Below are 15,767 nucleotides of genomic sequence, written 5' to 3' on the forward strand. Positions count from 1 at the left end.
TGGTTGTGGGAATCTGTTTGCTACGGAAGCCGGGAATATGTCCGGCTTCCGTGTACGGATAGTCTAGGCTTTACGGCGTAAACCAAGCCAGCCGACAAGGCTGGAGCCAAATAACCATATTGTTGCGGGTACAGGAACTGCTGCGATCTCTGCTAACACCGCGTAATGAACTTGGGATTGGGCGCCGTCGACCAGCGACACGAAGGCAAAATCGTTGAAAGGATCGTAATCTTCGGTATGGAAACGCCAGTCGAAACTGAATGACTCGCCGGCCAAGGCCGTTAACGCAAACGTATAAAGTTCGCCGTCGGAGCCGGACTCGTTTGCGGAGTTAGCGTAGCTTGAGGTATCGACGGCTGTAGTCGGATCGGTTCTCAAGTATTGTCCATAACCGGCAAGGTCGAGAAAGGACTCTACGCCCGAATCGCCTTCGTCGCTGACCCCGATAATCACTGTGCCGGTAAAATCTGCGGCAAATGTATAGTTGAAGGTTTGAAGGCCGGAGTCTCCGAAACTGGGTACAAAAATCGTTTCCGCGTGGGCAATGCCGGTTGCGGCCAGCGTTAAAAGTATTCCGAATAGGCAGTGTTTCATTGTATGCTCCAATTGAACTGAGATTGATAGGAATCTCTCCCCTTGAGGCTTTCAGCAGAAATCGGGCCAATAAAAATTATTCAAATAATTTCATGGCTTTATCTGGTTTTTGGCTTGGTGTCCAAAGCGAGTTTGTAAAAACGGTCGACGGTTCGCCGGTTGGGTCGATTAGCAGGCTAAAGGGATTGGTCGCCGTCGGATCGGGGCGGCAGCGAATCCAAAATCTCTTCGATTAATTTCGGTCCTCGGTAAATCAAGCCGCTATATATTTGGATCAAGCTGGCTCCGGCATCGAATTTCTCTTCGGCGTCTGCGGTGCAGAGAATGCCGCCGGCGGCGATAATCGGGATACGGTTTTGCAGTGCATCGGCCAGGCCCTTCACCACGTTAGTTGCGGCATCCTTGACCGGCGCGCCGCTCAAGCCGCCGCTTTGTTCGGCGTGAATGTGGCCTTGGATTTTGTCGCGTGCGATCGTGGTGTTGGTCGCGATGACGCCATCAATGTCGAAATCCAACAACAGGCTGGCGATGTGCCGGATTTCGGCATCGTTCAGATCGGGTGCGATTTTCACCGCAATCGGCGTGTATTTGCCGTGTTGGGCGTGCAACAGGCGTTGCTCGTTTTTCAGCGCTTCCAGCAGACGCTTGATTTCGTCGCCTTGTTGTAACTGGCGTAGATTTTTCGTATTCGGCGAGGAGATATTGATCGTAATATAGCTGGCGGCGGCGTAACTCTTGCGTAAGCCAATCAGGTAATCTTCGGTTGCCTGCTCCAGCGGCGTATCGGCATTTTTGCCGATATTGATGCCCAGAATACCTGTGTGGCGCCGCTTGCCGGCTTGTTCCAGCAGGTGGTCTATGCCCAGGTTGTTGAAACCCATCCGATTGATGATGGCTTGGTATTCCGGTAAGCGAAACAGGCGCGGTTTGGGATTTCCGGGTTGTGGCCTAGGGGTTACCGTGCCGATTTCGATGAAGCCGAAGCCTAATGCCGCGAGTGCATCGATGTAATCGCCGTTTTTATCCAAGCCGGCGGCCAGGCCCAGCGGATTCTCGAACTTCAAGCCCATGACCTCAACCGCCCGGCTTTCCGAATGGGCTTTGATCAAATTCGACAGGCCGCTCAAATGCGCCAGCTTTAACAAGTCCAGCGTCACGTGATGCGCTGTTTCCGGATCGAGAGAAAAGAGTAAAGGGCGGATTGCGGGATAAAAATTCATGATTTAGCGTGTTCGATTCGGCGAATAAGGAGTTGGATCGACGTGGGTTGGGCGTTGCAATACCAAGTCGGCCAGCAATTGCGCCGCTGCCGGACCCATGACCAAGCCGTTACGGAAGTGGCCGGCGTTGATATAAAGATTTTCGAGGTCCGGATGGCGGCCGATGTAGGGGATGCCCTGCGGGCTGCCGGGGCGGAGACCGGCCCAATGGTGGCTGACCGGGTAATCTTTCAGGGTTGGCAGCAGTTGCGTGGCAAACCGGTAGAGCTGGTCGCGGGCCTGTTCCGTAGTGGTTTTGCTGAAACCGGCCTGTTCGACTGTGCTGCCGGCCAGAATTTTGCCGTCGCGGCGCGGAATCAAATACTGGTCGCCGTCCAGTGCCATAAATTGCAGCGTGTCCGGTTTGGCGTCGAAGAGCAGCATTTGGCCGCGGACCGGTTTAATGTCGATGTCGACCGGCCAATCCGGCAATAAATTGTTTAAAAATTCGCTTGTCCAGGCGCCGGTGCTGACGACCAATTCGTTCACGGCAAATCGGCCGTGTCTGGTTTTTACTCCGGCGATGCGGCGATTGACGATGTCGATTTGCTCGATTTCGGTATCGTTGATGAATTGAGTGCCGAGTTGGGACAGGTGTGCGGATAGGGATTTCAACAGGCGCGGATTGCGGGCCTGGGCTATGCCGGGCAGCCAGATCGGCCGCTCGAATCGGGTCGTGAGCGCTGAGGTCAGTTCGGCGGGGATGGTGGTTTGGCATGCCACCTTGTAGTGTCCGCACCAATCTATCGCGGCTTCAAGGTCTGGGGTTTTGCAAATCAACATGCCGCATGGTTGCCATTCCGGGTCGATTCCGGTCCTTTCCAGCAGTTCCGCGCTCAATTCCGGATACAGTTTCAGGCTCTGTATCGCCAGCTCGGAAATGGCCGGAGCCTGTCGCCACGGATAAATCGGCAGCAATATGCCGCCGCCGGCCCAGGAAGATTCCAGACCGGGCCCGGATTTGTCGATGATTGCGGCTTCGCGTCCGGCGTTGTGGAATTCGCGGGCGGCAAGTTGGCCGCTAATGCCGGCGCCGATGATCAAAATGTCAAGGTGGTGGGTCATGCGGAATAGGAGGAATGTCGGGCTATGGTTGCCTTTTTAAGGTACCACGAAGCCGCGGTGCTCGGTAGGCTTGAGGTGTTTGTGTTGTCTGTGTTAAAAAGCAAAAGAATGTTGTTTATTTTTGACAATTTTTGATTTTGGATTACAAGTTTTCTATATCCATTTGAAATTAATGTATTTTTTTTGAGTGAAAAAATAAGCTCAAAACTTGTATGGCTGGTATTTTGCTGCTATTATTGCCCGCGTGAAGAAATCCTGTGTTGCTATAAAGCCAATTCAGTCTTAACAATAACAACCCTTGGGGGGGAACAACAATGAGTTTTACTAAAACCAAACTAGCGCTGGGCGTTGCCGCAGCGACTTTGACAATGGCTGGAGCGATGGTTGCCCCGCAAGCCCAAGCAGCTGACAACAAAGCCGAGCGCGTTGCCGACGCCGCCGCCAGAAAGGCTGAAGCGTTGGAAGCGCAAATGGAACAAATGAACAGCATGATGCAGCAGATGCAAGCCGAGTTGAGCCGCGTCAAATCTGCCGCTGCGAAAGACACTACCGAAACCGCCAAAATTCAAGAGCTGGACCAGTGGATGGCTTCTGTTAAAGCTGCTCCGGCCGCTTCCGGCGCTAAAGACAACTTGGTTGCGGTGCGCGGCGGTTGGACTCGTCTGGATCAATCCAGAAAAGCAGGCGCTAACCAGCCGGGAGCTATCTTAAGCGGTTCTGATTTGTTGTCTGATAACGGAAACGCAGACGGCTTCTACTTTGGTGGTGCTTTCGATTTCAACGTTAACAACGATTTGTTCGGTTTGATGGATGACACATCATTTGGAATCGAGTTGGGTGTTGAGTATTCCGAATTTGGTACGGGTACAAACAATTTGACAGGTACCTATGCTCAGGCTTTAACGGGAGTGGCTGGCACGGCGGTAAATCCGGGAACCTCAACTGACAATCGTTTGCGCATCAATGCCTCTCCTAAAATCAAATTCATGCACGGCAGCAAATTGCGTCCGTGGATCATTCCGGTGGGTCTGGAGTTGAACATCCTGGGTGTTCCTTCGCGTGCGGTTTCCGTTCTCAATTCAGGTATGCAGTTCGGCGGTGGTTTGGAATACGAATTGTTCAGAGGTATCGTTCTGGGTTCCGACGTGCGCTACCACTATTCAACCAGCAAAATCGATGGCACAGAGACCGATGGTTTCAGCGCCGGCGGTTCTGTAGGTTTCAAATTCTAAATTCTCAAGCAAATTTGCTTGATCGCAAAAAGGGAAGGCTCAGCCTTCCCTTTTTTTATGCCGTAAAGACTTTGCTATACTGCCGCGCCCCGGCACTGCTGATGAGGTCGTGCTTGTCCAGTCGCATCTATTTAAGAAGGCAATGAAGTCTCTTTATCCCGAAATCACCCCATTCCATACCTTTTTTCTGGAAACCGGCAGCGACCATCGCGTCTATGTCGAGCAATCCGGCAATCCGGCCGGGATTCCGGCGATATTTTTGCACGGCGGTCCCTGTTCCGGCACCAAGCCCGACCATCGGCGTTTCTTCGATCCCAAGTGTTACCACATCATTTTGATGGACCAGCGCGGATGCGGGCTGTCGGAGCCGTTCGGAGAGTTGTCGGGTAACACGACACAAGATTTGCTGGCCGATATGGAGCGTATTCGCGAGCGCTTGGGTATCCGCCAGTGGCTGTTGTTCGGCGGCTCCTGGGGCGGAGCCTTGGCCTTGCTTTACGCCCAGCGGTATCCGGAACGAGTGTCGGCTATGATTCTACGCGGGGTTTTCCTGGCCCGGCGCCTCGATATGGACTGGTTTCTCAGTGTAAATGGCGTGAGCCGGATCTATCCGGAATTGTGGCAGAAGTTGCAGGATAATCTACCGGATTTGCCGGGCGGTACCATGCTGGAGCGCTTCTGCGAAGCGGTATTTAATGCCGATATGGAGGTGGCAAAGCGTGCGGTAGGACTATGGCAGGCATGGAGTGGGCAAGTGGCGCTAGGCAACGATTACCAAGAAAGTCTGGAAGCGGTTAGCGAAAAAATGCTGCGCCAAGTCAAGATGGAGTTGCACTATGCCGCCCATGATTATTTTATCTCCGAAAATCAGGTGTTGGCCGATTGTGCCGGTCTAGGCCGAATTCCAGCGATCATAATCCACGGCCGTAACGATTTGACGTGCCCTATCGAATCGGGTTGGCGGTTGCATCGGGCGTTGCCGCAAGCGCATTTTCGGGTTTTGCCCAATGCCGGCCATATTGCCCGCGGCGATGAAATGATCGATGCCTTGGTGTCGGCTAGCGATGAAATGGCAGCGGTTTTGGCTTAATATGGCGGATATCAGGCGGATTGTGATCGGCATGACGGGGGCTACCGGTGCGATTTACGGTGTGCGGATGTTGGAAATCTTGCGCGCACGCGGCGGCTGGGAGACTCATTTGGTTATCTCGTCCGCGGGTTTGGTCAATCTGAAGTACGAATTGGATATGGACCGGGCCGAACTATACCGAATGGCCGATTTTACCCACGGCATCAACGACATCGCATCGTGTATCGCCAGTGGATCGTTCAAAACCGAAGGCGTGGTGATTGCGCCTTGCTCGATGAAGACTCTAGCCGCCGTAGCTCACGGATTCGGAGACAATTTGATTTCCCGGGCGGCGGACGTGGCGCTCAAGGAGCGGCGGAAAACAGTGTTGGTGCCGCGGGAGACGCCGTTGAATCTGGCGCATATCCGCAACATGGCTGCGGTGACTGAAATGGGCGGTATTATCTTTCCGCCAATGCCGGCCTTCTACAACAAGAGCGATTCGTTGCGCGCAATGGTGGATGAAGGGGTGGGTCGCATCCTGGAAATGTTTGGCGTCGATGCGTGCGGCTTATACAAGCCTTGGACCGGTCTGGGCGGCTGAATGCCGTCTATCCCGCGCCGGATTAAGGTTTTTCGCCCGGAAATAGCTGCTCTTCAATTGACAGGGCGCCACGTTCTGATTTAGAGTTGCCCCACTCGCTTTAACCGCCCACTGACAAAGGCTTGCGGCGCTCTCGATTTGGCGACAAAAGAGAGGTTTACGGTAGGGGTGGGTCTTAAAAACAATAACTGTAACTACAACAATCGGAGCACATAAATATGGCAAGACCATTAATTCAAATGGCGTTGGACTCTTTGGATTTCGACCAAACCGTAGCTTTGGCAGATAAAGTAGCGCCTTACGTCGACATCTTTGAAATCGGTACCCCTTGCATCAAATATAACGGTATTAACTTGGTGAAAGAACTGAGAAACCGTTACCCAGACAAATTGTTGTTGGTCGACCTGAAAACCATGGACGCCGGCGAATACGAAGCAGGCGCGTTCTATGCGGCCGGCGCAGACATTTGCACCGTACTGGGCGTATCCGGCCTGGCCACCATTGGCGGCGTAATCAAAGCAGCGAAAAAACACGCTGCCGAAGTCCAAGTCGACCTGATCAACGTGCCTAACAAAGCCGAGTGCGCACGCGAATCCGCTAAATTGGGCGCGCAAATCATGGGCGTTCACACCGGTCTGGACGCGCAAGCGGCTGGCCAAACTCCGTTCGGAGATTTGAACGAAGTTACTTCTTTGGGTCTGAACGTTCGCGTTTCCGTTGCCGGCGGTATCAAACCAGCCACGATTGACCAAACCGTCAAAGCCGGTGCGAACATCATCGTCGTCGGTGCGGCTATCTACGGTGCGCCATGCCCTGCAACCGCTGCTCGCGAAATTCGCGAACTGGTTGACGCTGCAGCTGCATAAGCCAACGTTGGCAACGCCTAGTTTCTAGGAAATACTGAGGACGGGTGGTTCGCGCCACTCGTCCTTTTGTTTGTTATATCCCCAGTTTTTTAGCGTGGCCCCGATCAAGGGTCTGCTAGCATCAATTCAAAGATTCAATTAGGAGACCAACATGCCTTCGCGTCGAGACTTAGCGAACGCCATCCGCGCACTTAGCATGGACGCGGTACAGAAAGCCAATTCAGGACACCCTGGAGCCCCGATGGGGATGGCCGATATCGCCGAAGTACTGTGGAACGATTTTCTGAACCACAACCCGAACAACCCGAAATGGGCCAACCGCGACCGCTTCGTGCTGTCCAACGGCCACGGCTCCATGCTGATTTACTCGTTGTTGCACCTGTCGGGCTACAACCTGCCGATCGACGAACTGAAACAGTTCCGTCAACTGCACTCGAAAACCCCGGGCCATCCGGAATACGGCTACACCGACGGCGTCGAAACCACCACCGGCCCGCTGGGCCAAGGCATCACCAATGCCGTCGGTTTCGCCATTGCCGAACGTGCCCTGGCCGGCCAATTCAACCGCCCAGGCCACGACATCGTCGACCACCACACCTACGTATTCCTGGGTGACGGCTGCTTGATGGAAGGTATCTCCCACGAAGCCTGCTCGCTGGCCGGCTCGATGAAACTGGGCAAACTGATCGCCTTCTACGACGACAACAACATCTCCATCGACGGCGAAGTCCGCGGTCACGGCAACGTTACCGGCTGGTTCCTGGACGATACCCCGAAACGCTTCGAAGCCTACGGCTGGCACGTCATCCCCAAAGTCGACGGCCACAACGCCGACGCGGTGAAAAAAGCCATCGAAGAAGCCAAAAAAGTCACCGACAGACCGAGCATCATCTGCTGCCAAACCACCATCGGTTTCGGCTCGCCGAACAAACAAGGCAAAGAAGAATGCCACGGCGCCGCCCTGGGTGAAGCCGAAGTCGCCGCCACCCGCGAAAACTTGGGCTGGTCGCATGCGCCATTCGAAATTCCGGCCGACATCTACGCCGGTTGGGACGCCAAAGCCAAGGGCGACCGTTTGGAAAGCGCCTGGAACGACAAATTCGCCGCTTATAAAGCCGCGCATCCGGAACTGGCCGCCGAATTCGAACGCCGCATGGCCGGTAAACTGCCTGCCGACTGGGCCGAAAAAGCCAACGCCTTCATCGCCGACGTCAACGCCAAAGCCGAAACCATTGCCAGCCGCAAAGCCTCGCAAAACACCCTGAACGGCTTCGGCCCGTTGCTGCCGGAACTGATGGGCGGCTCCGCCGACCTGGCCGGCTCCAACCTGACCCTGTGGAAAGGCTGCAAAGACATCAATGCGACCGGCCACGACGGCAACTACGTCTACTACGGCGTACGCGAATTCGGCATGAGCGCCATCATGAACGGCATCACCCTGCACGGCGGCTTCAAAGCCTACGGCGCCACCTTCCTGATGTTCTCGGAATACGCCCGTAACGCCCTGCGCATGGCCGCCCTGATGAAAGCGCCGACCATCTTCGTCTACACCCACGACTCCATCGGCCTGGGCGAAGACGGCCCGACCCACCAACCGGTCGAACAAACCGCCACCCTGCGCATGATACCCAACATGCACGTCTGGCGCCCCTGCGACGCGGTCGAGTCTGCCGTCAGCTGGAAAGCCGCGATCGAACGCACCGACGGCCCGAGCACCCTGATCTTCTCCCGGCAAAACCTGCCGCACATGGCGCGCAGCCAAGCCCAGATCGACGCCATCGGCAAAGGCGGCTACGTTCTGAGCGGCGAAGGCAACCCGGACGCCATCATCATCGCTACCGGCTCCGAAGTCGAACTGGCGGTGAAAGCGGCCGAAGCGTTGAAAGCCAAAGGCAAAAACATCCGCGTAGTGTCCATGCCGTCGACCAACGTGTTCGAAGCGCAGGATCAAGCCTACAAAGACAGCGTCCTGCCGCCAAGTGTGACCAAACGCGTCGTCGTCGAAGCCGGGGTCACCGACAGTTGGTGGAAATATGCCGGCAGCCAAGGCCGCGTCGTGGGCTTGGACCGTTTCGGCGAATCGGCCCCGGCCGGCCAACTCTTCAAAGAGTTTGGCTTCACCGTGGACAATGTCGTCGCTAACGTCGAAGCAGTGCTTTAAACTAAGAGGTTGTAAAACACGCGCCCTTGCCGGTTTGCCGGCAAGGGTTTAGTTCGAATGGTAAAGTAAGGTGGGGAATATGAAAGACATTAAACTCGCTGCTGTAGCTTTTGTTGTATCAATGTTCGCCGTGCCGTCCGTATGGGCGGTTGATTACCCGGCGGCAGATTTTCAGCCAAAAGTTGTCTACCGTGATCCTTCTATCGTCGAGGTTGCCCCGGCACCGGCGAGCGCCGCAGCAACCGCAAACGTAGCAACGCCATGCGTTAACCAGCAACAACAGGCTGAGGCCGATCCGAAATATCCGGCCGCCAATTTTCAGCCTAAGGTTGTCTACAGCGGTTCTGGTTCGTAACGTGGCGAACGGTTTTGTGGCACTCTCTCGGTAGTGGGTCGCCGCTGTTGGTGTGTAGGCCGCAACATATAAAAATTATTACATTCAGGAGTATTCTCAAATGACAACAAGCAGTTTGATGAATAGCCTATTCGGCTTTTTATTCGACAAACCAACAGATGACGGTAGCTGGCTGGATGCTGATTCGAGCGTCGCCACTGGCGATGGCCAACTGACCGGCGTCGCTCGTTATTTACAAAAACTCGAGCCGCCGAAGCCGGAGCTGGACGAAAACGGCGAGCCATTGACCGGGGTGGCGAAGTATCTGGCTATGCAGCGCCAGGCCGAACAAGTAGTGCAGCCTGCCGCTGAAGAAGTTGAGGTCGAGTCGGTTGCCGAAGAAGTCGAAGAAGAATTAGAAGCAGTGGCTGTGGAAGTCGAGAGCGAGCCCGCTCCAGCGCCGACCGGCGTCGAGAAATATCTCAGCCAGCAGGCGGATAATCCGGTAACCCGCGTTACCAAATACTTAATCAAAGAATCGATACAAGCCAAGGCTGCGCCGGTAACTGGCGTATCCAAGTACGTCACCAGGCATGACCGTGAAGAGCCGGGTGTGACAGGGGTGGCCAAGTACGTTATTCGCCAGAATATGGCGCAGCAGCCTGCAGTGACCGGGGTAGCCAAGTATGTGTTGAAAAAGGGGCTTGCGGCAAAAGACGCGCCTTTGGCAACTTCGGTCAGTAAATATCTGGCCAAGCAAGCTTTGGTAATCAAGGATGCGCCGGTCATTACCGGAGTCGAGAAATATTTGATCCGCCAGGAACGTCTGCTGAAAGCGCAAGAGCCGGCAACCGGCGTAGCCAAATTTCTTGCCGAACAAGCGCTGGCTGCAAAGAAAGCCGCGGCGGCGGCGTTGGTTGCACGCTACGTTGAAGCCGAAGCGAAATTACAAGCCGAGAAGGCTGAGGCCCTGAGGAGCCAGCCGCAAGCTGAAGATTTGATTGCTGATGCCGAGGTGGCGGTCGAAGGCTCGGCGGTCGATCGCTACCTGGCGCGGCAGGCCGCCGCCCAGGATAGTGCGCCCAAGCCGACCGGTGTGGCTAAATATTTAGCCCGCCAAGTACAATTGCAAAGCCAGGCCGAGCCATTGACCGGTGTGGCGCGTTACTTGGTAAAACAGGCGATTGCCGCCAAGCAAATGCCGACTCCTACCGGAGTCGCCAAATATGTTGCGAAGCAACGCTTGGTTGTCAATCCGGTCCAGCCGCTCAGCTCGGTAGCCAAATACGTGGCCAAACACGAGGCTGAGGAAAAGGCGGCCGGCGAAGTGACAGGCGTGGCCAAATATATGGCCAAGCAAGACGTCCGGCAAGTCGAATCCGCGGCTGTTTCCGGTGTGGCCAAGTATGTTGCGCGGCAGGCTTTGAGTGACGGCGAAGCCCCGTTCGCCAGGACGACCGGCGTCGAAAAGTATTTGCGTAATCAAGCTTAGCTGTTTGTACTGCGATTAAGCCGGCATCTCGTAAGGGATGCCGGCTTTTTTGTCTCTAGGGTTTCTGTCCGGTAAAGGGCGCGGCCGATACAGCAAGCGAAAACTGTATTATTATTGCCTGCCGTAATTAGCTTCAGAGATTCCGATGCGCCTCTTGATTCGCTGCCTTCCGCTTGTATTTGCTCCCCTAGCTGCGGCTCAGGCTGCTCCGGACGAACCGGCTCCAGTGCCTGAGCCACCGGATTTGCCGGCCCCGGTGCAATCGGGCGAGGAGATGGAGCCGGATATCACGATCATCCGTAAAGGCAAGGATACGATCCAGGAATTTCGCCGCAACGGCAAACTGTATATGGTCAAGATTCAGCCTCAGGTCGGACCGCCCTACTATATGCTCGATACCAACGGCGACGGCGAGCTGGACGTGAAGAAGAACGACTTGGACGAAAACACCAATATCAATAAATGGACCTTGTTCGAGTGGGATTGGCCTTGACGATTACGGCGCCCCTGGTGCGACCTTCCTGCGGACGGGCGCCGAGCGTTGCTATTCCGAAACCTTGAGCAGCCAGCCTTCTTCGGCGCTGCACTTTTCGAATTTTGCTTTCAAAGTGACCGATACCCGTACTGTGGCATTCTTAATGTCGGCGGGTAATTTGCCTTTAACCAGGTAAAACGTGTCTTTATCTTCCACCGTTATCGGTATCGGCTGTTGTTTGATGCTGACATGAATGTGGCCGGGGCCGTTGCTGCCGGACGCGGCAAATGAAAATTCCGTTCCGGGCGTCACAGTGGACAAATGCTCGGGTTTGATCCGGCTGACTTTGGCGCGGATGCAGCCGGATTCGCTGGCGTTTCCGCCGTGGCCGATATGTCCTGTCGATTGGCTCCAGCTCGGGTAGTTAAACCCGAGAGCCAGCAGTGCCGCGAGAATTTTTGAAGTTTGCATGGTTCCCCCGTGTTTTGATAATTATTATTGCCCAGCGCCATCGATTATAGGGCCGGGGTCGGGAAGTTTGAAGTTCGGGGTGTCGTTAGCGGCCCAGATTGCGCGATTGATGTTTCGCTACAAATTGATTACATTGGAATTTGCGGGTTGCGGTCCGTTTTCATAACAATAAATAAAAAGGAAGGGCGGGGTATGTATTTTTTAGCGAAGCTATTCGGAATTTTAACCTTGGTTTGGTTCTATATGACGGCCAAAAACCAGAATGCGCCTTTGATCAATTGGTCGATTATCGGTCTGGTCGGTTATTGGTTGACGTGGTGGCTGGCCAAGTTCTTTGTATTGGAGCCATTATCCAAGTTGGTAGCCAAGCACTCGGTGATGGAAATGGTTTTGACTCAAGTCCCGGTGGTTTGTGCCGTATTGGCTTGTGTTTTGATCCGCAAGAAGTTGATAGCCAGCATTTCTGCGAATTAGTGCGTCCGCACAATGCCTAAAGTTGTAGTTGTCACCGGGGCCGCCCGGCGTATCGGAGCCGCTTGTTCCAGGATGTTACATGCCGCAGGCTACAACGTGGTGTTGCACTATAAAAACTCGGAGGCCGACGCGCTAGCCCTTTGCCAAGCGCTAAATGCGATTCGGAGCGATTCGGCGGTTCCGGTCAAGGCGGATTTACAGGGAATGAGCGGTATTGAGCGGTTGGCGGCGGGCGCTGTATCGGCTTGGGCTGGGGTGGATGCTTTGGTGAACAGTGCTTCCGTGTTTTATGCGCGACCGGTCGGCCAAGTGACCGAGCAAGACTGGGAGTTGACTCTCGCCGCCAATTTGAAAGCGCCGTTTTTTCTGTCGCAAGCTTTATATGCTTCGCTGAGGGCTAGGCGCGGATGTATCGTAAATATCGCTGATATCCACGGCGAAGCCGGTTTGCCGGGTTTCCCCGTCTACAGTATTGCCAAAGCCGGGTTGTTGGCTATGACGCGTTGTTTGGCCAAAGACATGGCGCCGGACGTCCGGGTCAATGCCGTGTCTCCAGGTGCCATTTTGTGGCCGGAGCAAGGCGGCTCCGAAGCGGAACGCGTTGCGATTCTGGATAAAGTGGCGTTACGCCGCTGCGGCGAGGCTGACGACATTGCGAAAACGGTGAGATTTCTGCTTGAGGATGCCGGCTACATCACCGGGCAAACGATCAATGTCGACGGTGGCCGAAGTCTGTATCGTTAGGGGCGGCGTTTTTCTAATTTCCGCATTTGCCGAATGCTGAGCAGGCGTAGTTTAGTCTTGCTCTGAACTTTCCAGTTTTCGTTGCCTAATTTCGCGTTTGTCGAACTTTTGCCACAAATCGGCGTAGCTAACTTTGGTGATGGGGTGCGTCAAGTTGGGTGCTATTTCGGCCAACGGTTGTAATACGAAAGCGTATTTCTCGATTTCGTCCCTAGGGATTTGCAGGCGGCCGTCATTGATAATTTCGTCGCCGTAAAGTATCAAGTCCAGATCCAAAGTTCTAGCTGAAAACTTTTGGCTATCCCTGCTGCGGCCGTGGTCCAACTCCACCTGTCTGAGTAATTTGGCGACGCTTTTGGCCGGCAGTTCGGAGTGAAACCCGACAACCAGATTGTAAAAGCTGTCGCCGACGAAGCCGACCGGTTCGCTTTCGTAGATGCTGGATACCGTTAATTCGCCGAATAAGTCGCGCAGCGCATTCAGGCTCGACGGAATGTGGATTTCCTTGTCGATGTTGCTGCCGATGCTGATATATCCGGTGGGCATCGCGCTATCTTTGGCCGCGTTCGATGATGATGCCGACATCGCGCGCCCGGCTGATGGCGCCCTTTTTGTTCAGCGTGATTTTGATCCAGGGAATTTTGAATTCGCCGAGCAGAATGTTGGCGACTTCCTCGATTAGGGTTTCCACCAAGTAAAATTCACTGCGTTCCACGAAGTCCACTACCCGGTCCGAGACGGTTTTGTAGTCGAGAGCGTGGGCGATGTCGTCGCTGGCGGCCGCTTTGCGAATGTCGCAGCCCATTTCGATATCTAAAATGACTTTTTGTTTGATTTTCCGTTCCCAGTCGTAAATTCCTATCACGGTGTCTATTTCGAGGCCGCCTAAAAAGATGATGTCCATCGTTGCTTTCCGGTTATTATATTTCGTAACAAAATTGCCGCAGTATCGAGTAAATGGCTGCGCTGTACAAGCATTGATGTGAGGTTGGCTGAATGATGGATTGGTTGTTGGTGCCGGTGGCCTACTTGGCCGGTTCGGTATCGAGTGCGATTATTGTCTGTAAAATGATGGGCTTGGCCGATCCACGTGAAAATGGTTCCGGCAATCCCGGAGCGACCAATGTGATGCGCATCGGCGGCAAAAAAGCTGCGGCGATCACGCTGGTCGGCGATGCGCTAAAAGGTTTGTTACCGGTGTTGGTTGCCAAAGCATTGGTGGTCGATAGCTTGGTATTGTCCGCGGTGGTGTTTGCCGCTTTCATTGGTCATTTGTATCCGGTATTTTTTCAATTTAAAGGCGGCAAGGGTGTCGCGACTTCGTTGGGCGTGACGTTGGGAGTGACTTGGCTGTTGGGCGTGGCTGTCGCCGGAACTTGGTTTATCGTCTATAAGTTGGGCAAAATCTCGTCGTTATCTGCACTGGTGGCCGCGACCTTGGCTCCGATCTACACCTGGCTGATTGTCGGTGATGCGTATTTGACGGCCACGTTTACTTTAATAGCCCTGATTTTGCTTTGGCGCCACAAAAGCAACATCCAACGGCTTTTGGCCGGTCAGGAGTCCTGATCACAACTGCGGTAGCTGTTCCATCGGCCAGCGCGGCCGGGCAAAGATTTCCAGGTTTTGTGTTTGTCCGGCCATCAAGCGTTGGCCGCCGGCATAAGCGATCATGGCGCCATTGTCGGTGCAGAAGTCCGGTCGCGGGAAATAGATCTTAATGTTTGCGCTGTCGGCCATCGCCGATAGTTGTCGGCGAATTTCCCGGTTGGCGCTGACGCCGCCGGCAACAACCAGGGTTTTCATGCCGGTCAGTTGAATTGCGCGGCGGCATTTGATGGTCAAAGTCTCGGCAACCGCCTGTTGAAAGGCAAAAGCGATGTCGGCTTTGTCTTGCGGGGATTGGCCGGTTTCGTTCAATGCGTTCAAGGTGAATGTTTTAAGGCCGCTGAAACTAAAATCTAAGCCAGGGCGGTCGGTCATGGGTCGAGGGAATTTGAAGCGGGGGTGGCCTTGGTTGGCTAGTTCCGCTAATTTGGGGCCTCCGGGGTAGTCGAGGCCTAACATTTTTGCGGTTTTGTCGAATGCTTCGCCGGCAGCGTCGTCCAGCGATTCGCCCAGTAAACGGTAGTTGCCGATGCCTTGTACTTCGATCAACATGGTGTGGCCGCCGGAAATCAACAGCGCGACAAACGGGAATGCTGGCGAAGTATCCTCCAGCATGGGCGCCAGCAAATGGCCTTCCATGTGGTGGACGGCAATGGCCGGTATCTGCCAAGCCCAGGCCAGGCTCCTGGCTGTGGCGGCTCCGACAAGCAGCGAGCCCATTAAGCCTGGGCCGGCCGTGTAAGCGATACCGTTGATGTGCTTGGCTTGCAAGTCGGCTGCGGCCAGCACGGTTTTGATTAATGGAACCAGTTTGCGGATATGGTCGCGCGACGCCAGTTCCGGTACTACGCCGCCGTATTCGGCGTGGGTGGCGATCTGGCTGAATAGGGTGTGGGCAATCAACCCTCGGTTGGCGTGGTAAACCGCGACCGCCGTTTCGTCGCAAGAGGTTTCTATGCCGAGAACAAACATTAGTTTTTGGAATAAAAGATATTTGTGAGTATAATCGGCCGTTTTCGGTGGGCAAGGTTCGCCGATAGCTTGAAAAGATACTAACACAATTCGGATTATTGATAATGCCATCAGTTAAAGTTAAAGAAAACGAACATTTCGACATTGCGATTCGCCGCTTCAAACGCGCTTGTGAAAAGGCTGGCGTGTTGGCTGAAGTCCGTCGCCGCGAGTTCTACGAAAAACCGACTACCGAGCGCAAACGTAAAGGTGCCGCAGCGGTAAAGCGTCATTTGAAGAAGTTGGCTCGCGAGCGTTATGCGTTGAAAAATTTGCGCCGCGGCCGTCCGCAAGTTTAAGGCTGTTAA

Annotated in this window: 19 protein-coding genes; 12 read left to right on the plus strand and 7 right to left on the minus strand. The window is 54.5% G+C overall.

Annotation, left to right across the window (positions count from 1 at the left end; genetic code table 11):
* Nucleotides 1-63: 63 nt before the first annotated feature.
* From VXJ35_RS02820 to VXJ35_RS02830, 3 genes are all read right to left on the minus strand, one after another.
* Entirely contained in the window at nucleotides 64-594 is a 531-nt protein-coding gene (locus tag VXJ35_RS02820) for a PEP-CTERM sorting domain-containing protein (protein WP_064020407.1), read from the minus strand.
* A gap of 176 nt (nucleotides 595-770) precedes the next feature.
* Nucleotides 771-1,814, minus strand: coding sequence for a quinone-dependent dihydroorotate dehydrogenase (locus VXJ35_RS02825; RefSeq protein WP_064020408.1), 1,044 nt, complete (start codon nucleotides 1,812-1,814; stop codon nucleotides 771-773).
* Nucleotides 1,815-1,817: 3 nt separating this feature from the next.
* Nucleotides 1,818-2,918 (minus strand): FAD-binding oxidoreductase, encoded by a 1,101-nt coding sequence (locus VXJ35_RS02830; RefSeq protein WP_064020409.1) that lies wholly within the window; start codon nucleotides 2,916-2,918, stop codon nucleotides 1,818-1,820.
* A 314-nt stretch (nucleotides 2,919-3,232) separates the two neighbouring features.
* Between VXJ35_RS02830 and VXJ35_RS02835 the strand changes: the two genes are divergently transcribed.
* The 8 genes from VXJ35_RS02835 (at nucleotide 3,233) to VXJ35_RS02870 (ending at nucleotide 11,169) form a co-directional block, all read left to right on the plus strand.
* Nucleotides 3,233-4,150 (plus strand): hypothetical protein, encoded by a 918-nt coding sequence (locus VXJ35_RS02835; protein WP_064020410.1) that lies wholly within the window; start codon nucleotides 3,233-3,235, stop codon nucleotides 4,148-4,150.
* A 142-nt stretch (nucleotides 4,151-4,292) separates the two neighbouring features.
* Nucleotides 4,293-5,240, plus strand: coding sequence for a prolyl aminopeptidase (pip, locus tag VXJ35_RS02840; RefSeq protein ID WP_064020411.1), 948 nt, complete (start codon nucleotides 4,293-4,295; stop codon nucleotides 5,238-5,240).
* 1 nt (nucleotide 5,241) lies between these two features.
* Nucleotides 5,242-5,823, plus strand: coding sequence for a UbiX family flavin prenyltransferase (locus VXJ35_RS02845; RefSeq protein ID WP_064020412.1), 582 nt, complete (start codon nucleotides 5,242-5,244; stop codon nucleotides 5,821-5,823).
* Nucleotides 5,824-6,041: 218 nt separating this feature from the next.
* Nucleotides 6,042-6,689 carry a 3-hexulose-6-phosphate synthase gene (gene hxlA, locus VXJ35_RS02850; RefSeq protein WP_064020413.1) on the plus strand — a complete coding sequence of 216 codons (648 nt, stop codon included), beginning with the start codon at nucleotides 6,042-6,044 and terminating at the stop codon, nucleotides 6,687-6,689.
* Between the two features lie 151 nt (nucleotides 6,690-6,840).
* Nucleotides 6,841-8,850, plus strand: a complete 2,010-nt coding sequence (gene tkt, locus VXJ35_RS02855) for a transketolase (protein ID WP_064020414.1) — start codon at nucleotides 6,841-6,843, stop codon at nucleotides 8,848-8,850.
* Nucleotides 8,851-8,929: 79 nt separating this feature from the next.
* Nucleotides 8,930-9,205, plus strand: a complete 276-nt coding sequence (locus VXJ35_RS02860) for a hypothetical protein (protein ID WP_064023340.1) — start codon at nucleotides 8,930-8,932, stop codon at nucleotides 9,203-9,205.
* 100 nt (nucleotides 9,206-9,305) lie between these two features.
* Nucleotides 9,306-10,676 carry a hypothetical protein gene (locus VXJ35_RS02865; RefSeq protein ID WP_064020415.1) on the plus strand — a complete coding sequence of 457 codons (1,371 nt, stop codon included), beginning with the start codon at nucleotides 9,306-9,308 and terminating at the stop codon, nucleotides 10,674-10,676.
* A gap of 226 nt (nucleotides 10,677-10,902) precedes the next feature.
* On the plus strand, nucleotides 10,903-11,169 hold the full coding sequence (locus VXJ35_RS02870; RefSeq protein WP_310755336.1) for a DUF2782 domain-containing protein: 267 nt from the start codon (nucleotides 10,903-10,905) through the stop codon (nucleotides 11,167-11,169).
* Nucleotides 11,170-11,220: 51 nt separating this feature from the next.
* Here the strand turns inward: VXJ35_RS02870 and VXJ35_RS02875 are convergent, their stop codons facing one another.
* Nucleotides 11,221-11,622: a hypothetical protein gene (locus tag VXJ35_RS02875; protein WP_064020417.1), complete on the minus strand. Its 402-nt coding sequence runs from the start codon at nucleotides 11,620-11,622 to the stop codon at nucleotides 11,221-11,223.
* 27 nt (nucleotides 11,623-11,649) lie between these two features.
* Here VXJ35_RS02875 and VXJ35_RS02880 point away from each other — a divergent pair, with 27 nt between their 5' ends.
* The gene (locus tag VXJ35_RS02880; RefSeq protein WP_231914836.1) at nucleotides 11,650-12,096 is read left to right on the plus strand and encodes a hypothetical protein; all 447 of its coding nucleotides are present in this window, start codon (nucleotides 11,650-11,652) and stop codon (nucleotides 12,094-12,096) included.
* A gap of 12 nt (nucleotides 12,097-12,108) precedes the next feature.
* Entirely contained in the window at nucleotides 12,109-12,840 is a 732-nt protein-coding gene (locus tag VXJ35_RS02885; protein WP_064020419.1) for a pteridine reductase, read from the plus strand.
* Nucleotides 12,841-12,891: 51 nt separating this feature from the next.
* On the opposite strand, the gene folK is transcribed toward VXJ35_RS02885, so the two are convergent.
* Nucleotides 12,892-13,386, minus strand: a complete 495-nt coding sequence (folK, locus tag VXJ35_RS02890) for a 2-amino-4-hydroxy-6-hydroxymethyldihydropteridine diphosphokinase (RefSeq protein WP_064020420.1) — start codon at nucleotides 13,384-13,386, stop codon at nucleotides 12,892-12,894.
* A gap of 4 nt (nucleotides 13,387-13,390) precedes the next feature.
* Complete coding sequence (folB, locus tag VXJ35_RS02895) at nucleotides 13,391-13,744, minus strand: dihydroneopterin aldolase (protein ID WP_054760079.1); 354 nt, start codon at nucleotides 13,742-13,744, stop codon at nucleotides 13,391-13,393.
* Between the two features lie 92 nt (nucleotides 13,745-13,836).
* Between folB and plsY the strand changes: the two genes are divergently transcribed.
* The gene (gene plsY, locus VXJ35_RS02900) at nucleotides 13,837-14,409 is read left to right on the plus strand and encodes a glycerol-3-phosphate 1-O-acyltransferase PlsY (RefSeq protein WP_064020421.1); all 573 of its coding nucleotides are present in this window, start codon (nucleotides 13,837-13,839) and stop codon (nucleotides 14,407-14,409) included.
* Here the strand turns inward: plsY and tsaD are convergent, their stop codons facing one another.
* Nucleotides 14,410-15,420 carry a tRNA (adenosine(37)-N6)-threonylcarbamoyltransferase complex transferase subunit TsaD gene (tsaD, locus tag VXJ35_RS02905; protein WP_064020422.1) on the minus strand — a complete coding sequence of 337 codons (1,011 nt, stop codon included), beginning with the start codon at nucleotides 15,418-15,420 and terminating at the stop codon, nucleotides 14,410-14,412.
* Nucleotides 15,421-15,524: 104 nt separating this feature from the next.
* Here tsaD and rpsU point away from each other — a divergent pair, with 104 nt between their 5' ends.
* Nucleotides 15,525-15,758, plus strand: coding sequence for a 30S ribosomal protein S21 (gene rpsU / locus VXJ35_RS02910; protein WP_054760073.1), 234 nt, complete (start codon nucleotides 15,525-15,527; stop codon nucleotides 15,756-15,758).
* The last annotated feature ends 9 nt before the right edge of the window (nucleotides 15,759-15,767 follow it).

This window comes from Methylomonas sp. DH-1, assembly GCF_046097555.1.
GTDB classification, from domain to species: domain Bacteria; phylum Pseudomonadota; class Gammaproteobacteria; order Methylococcales; family Methylomonadaceae; genus Methylomonas; species Methylomonas koyamae.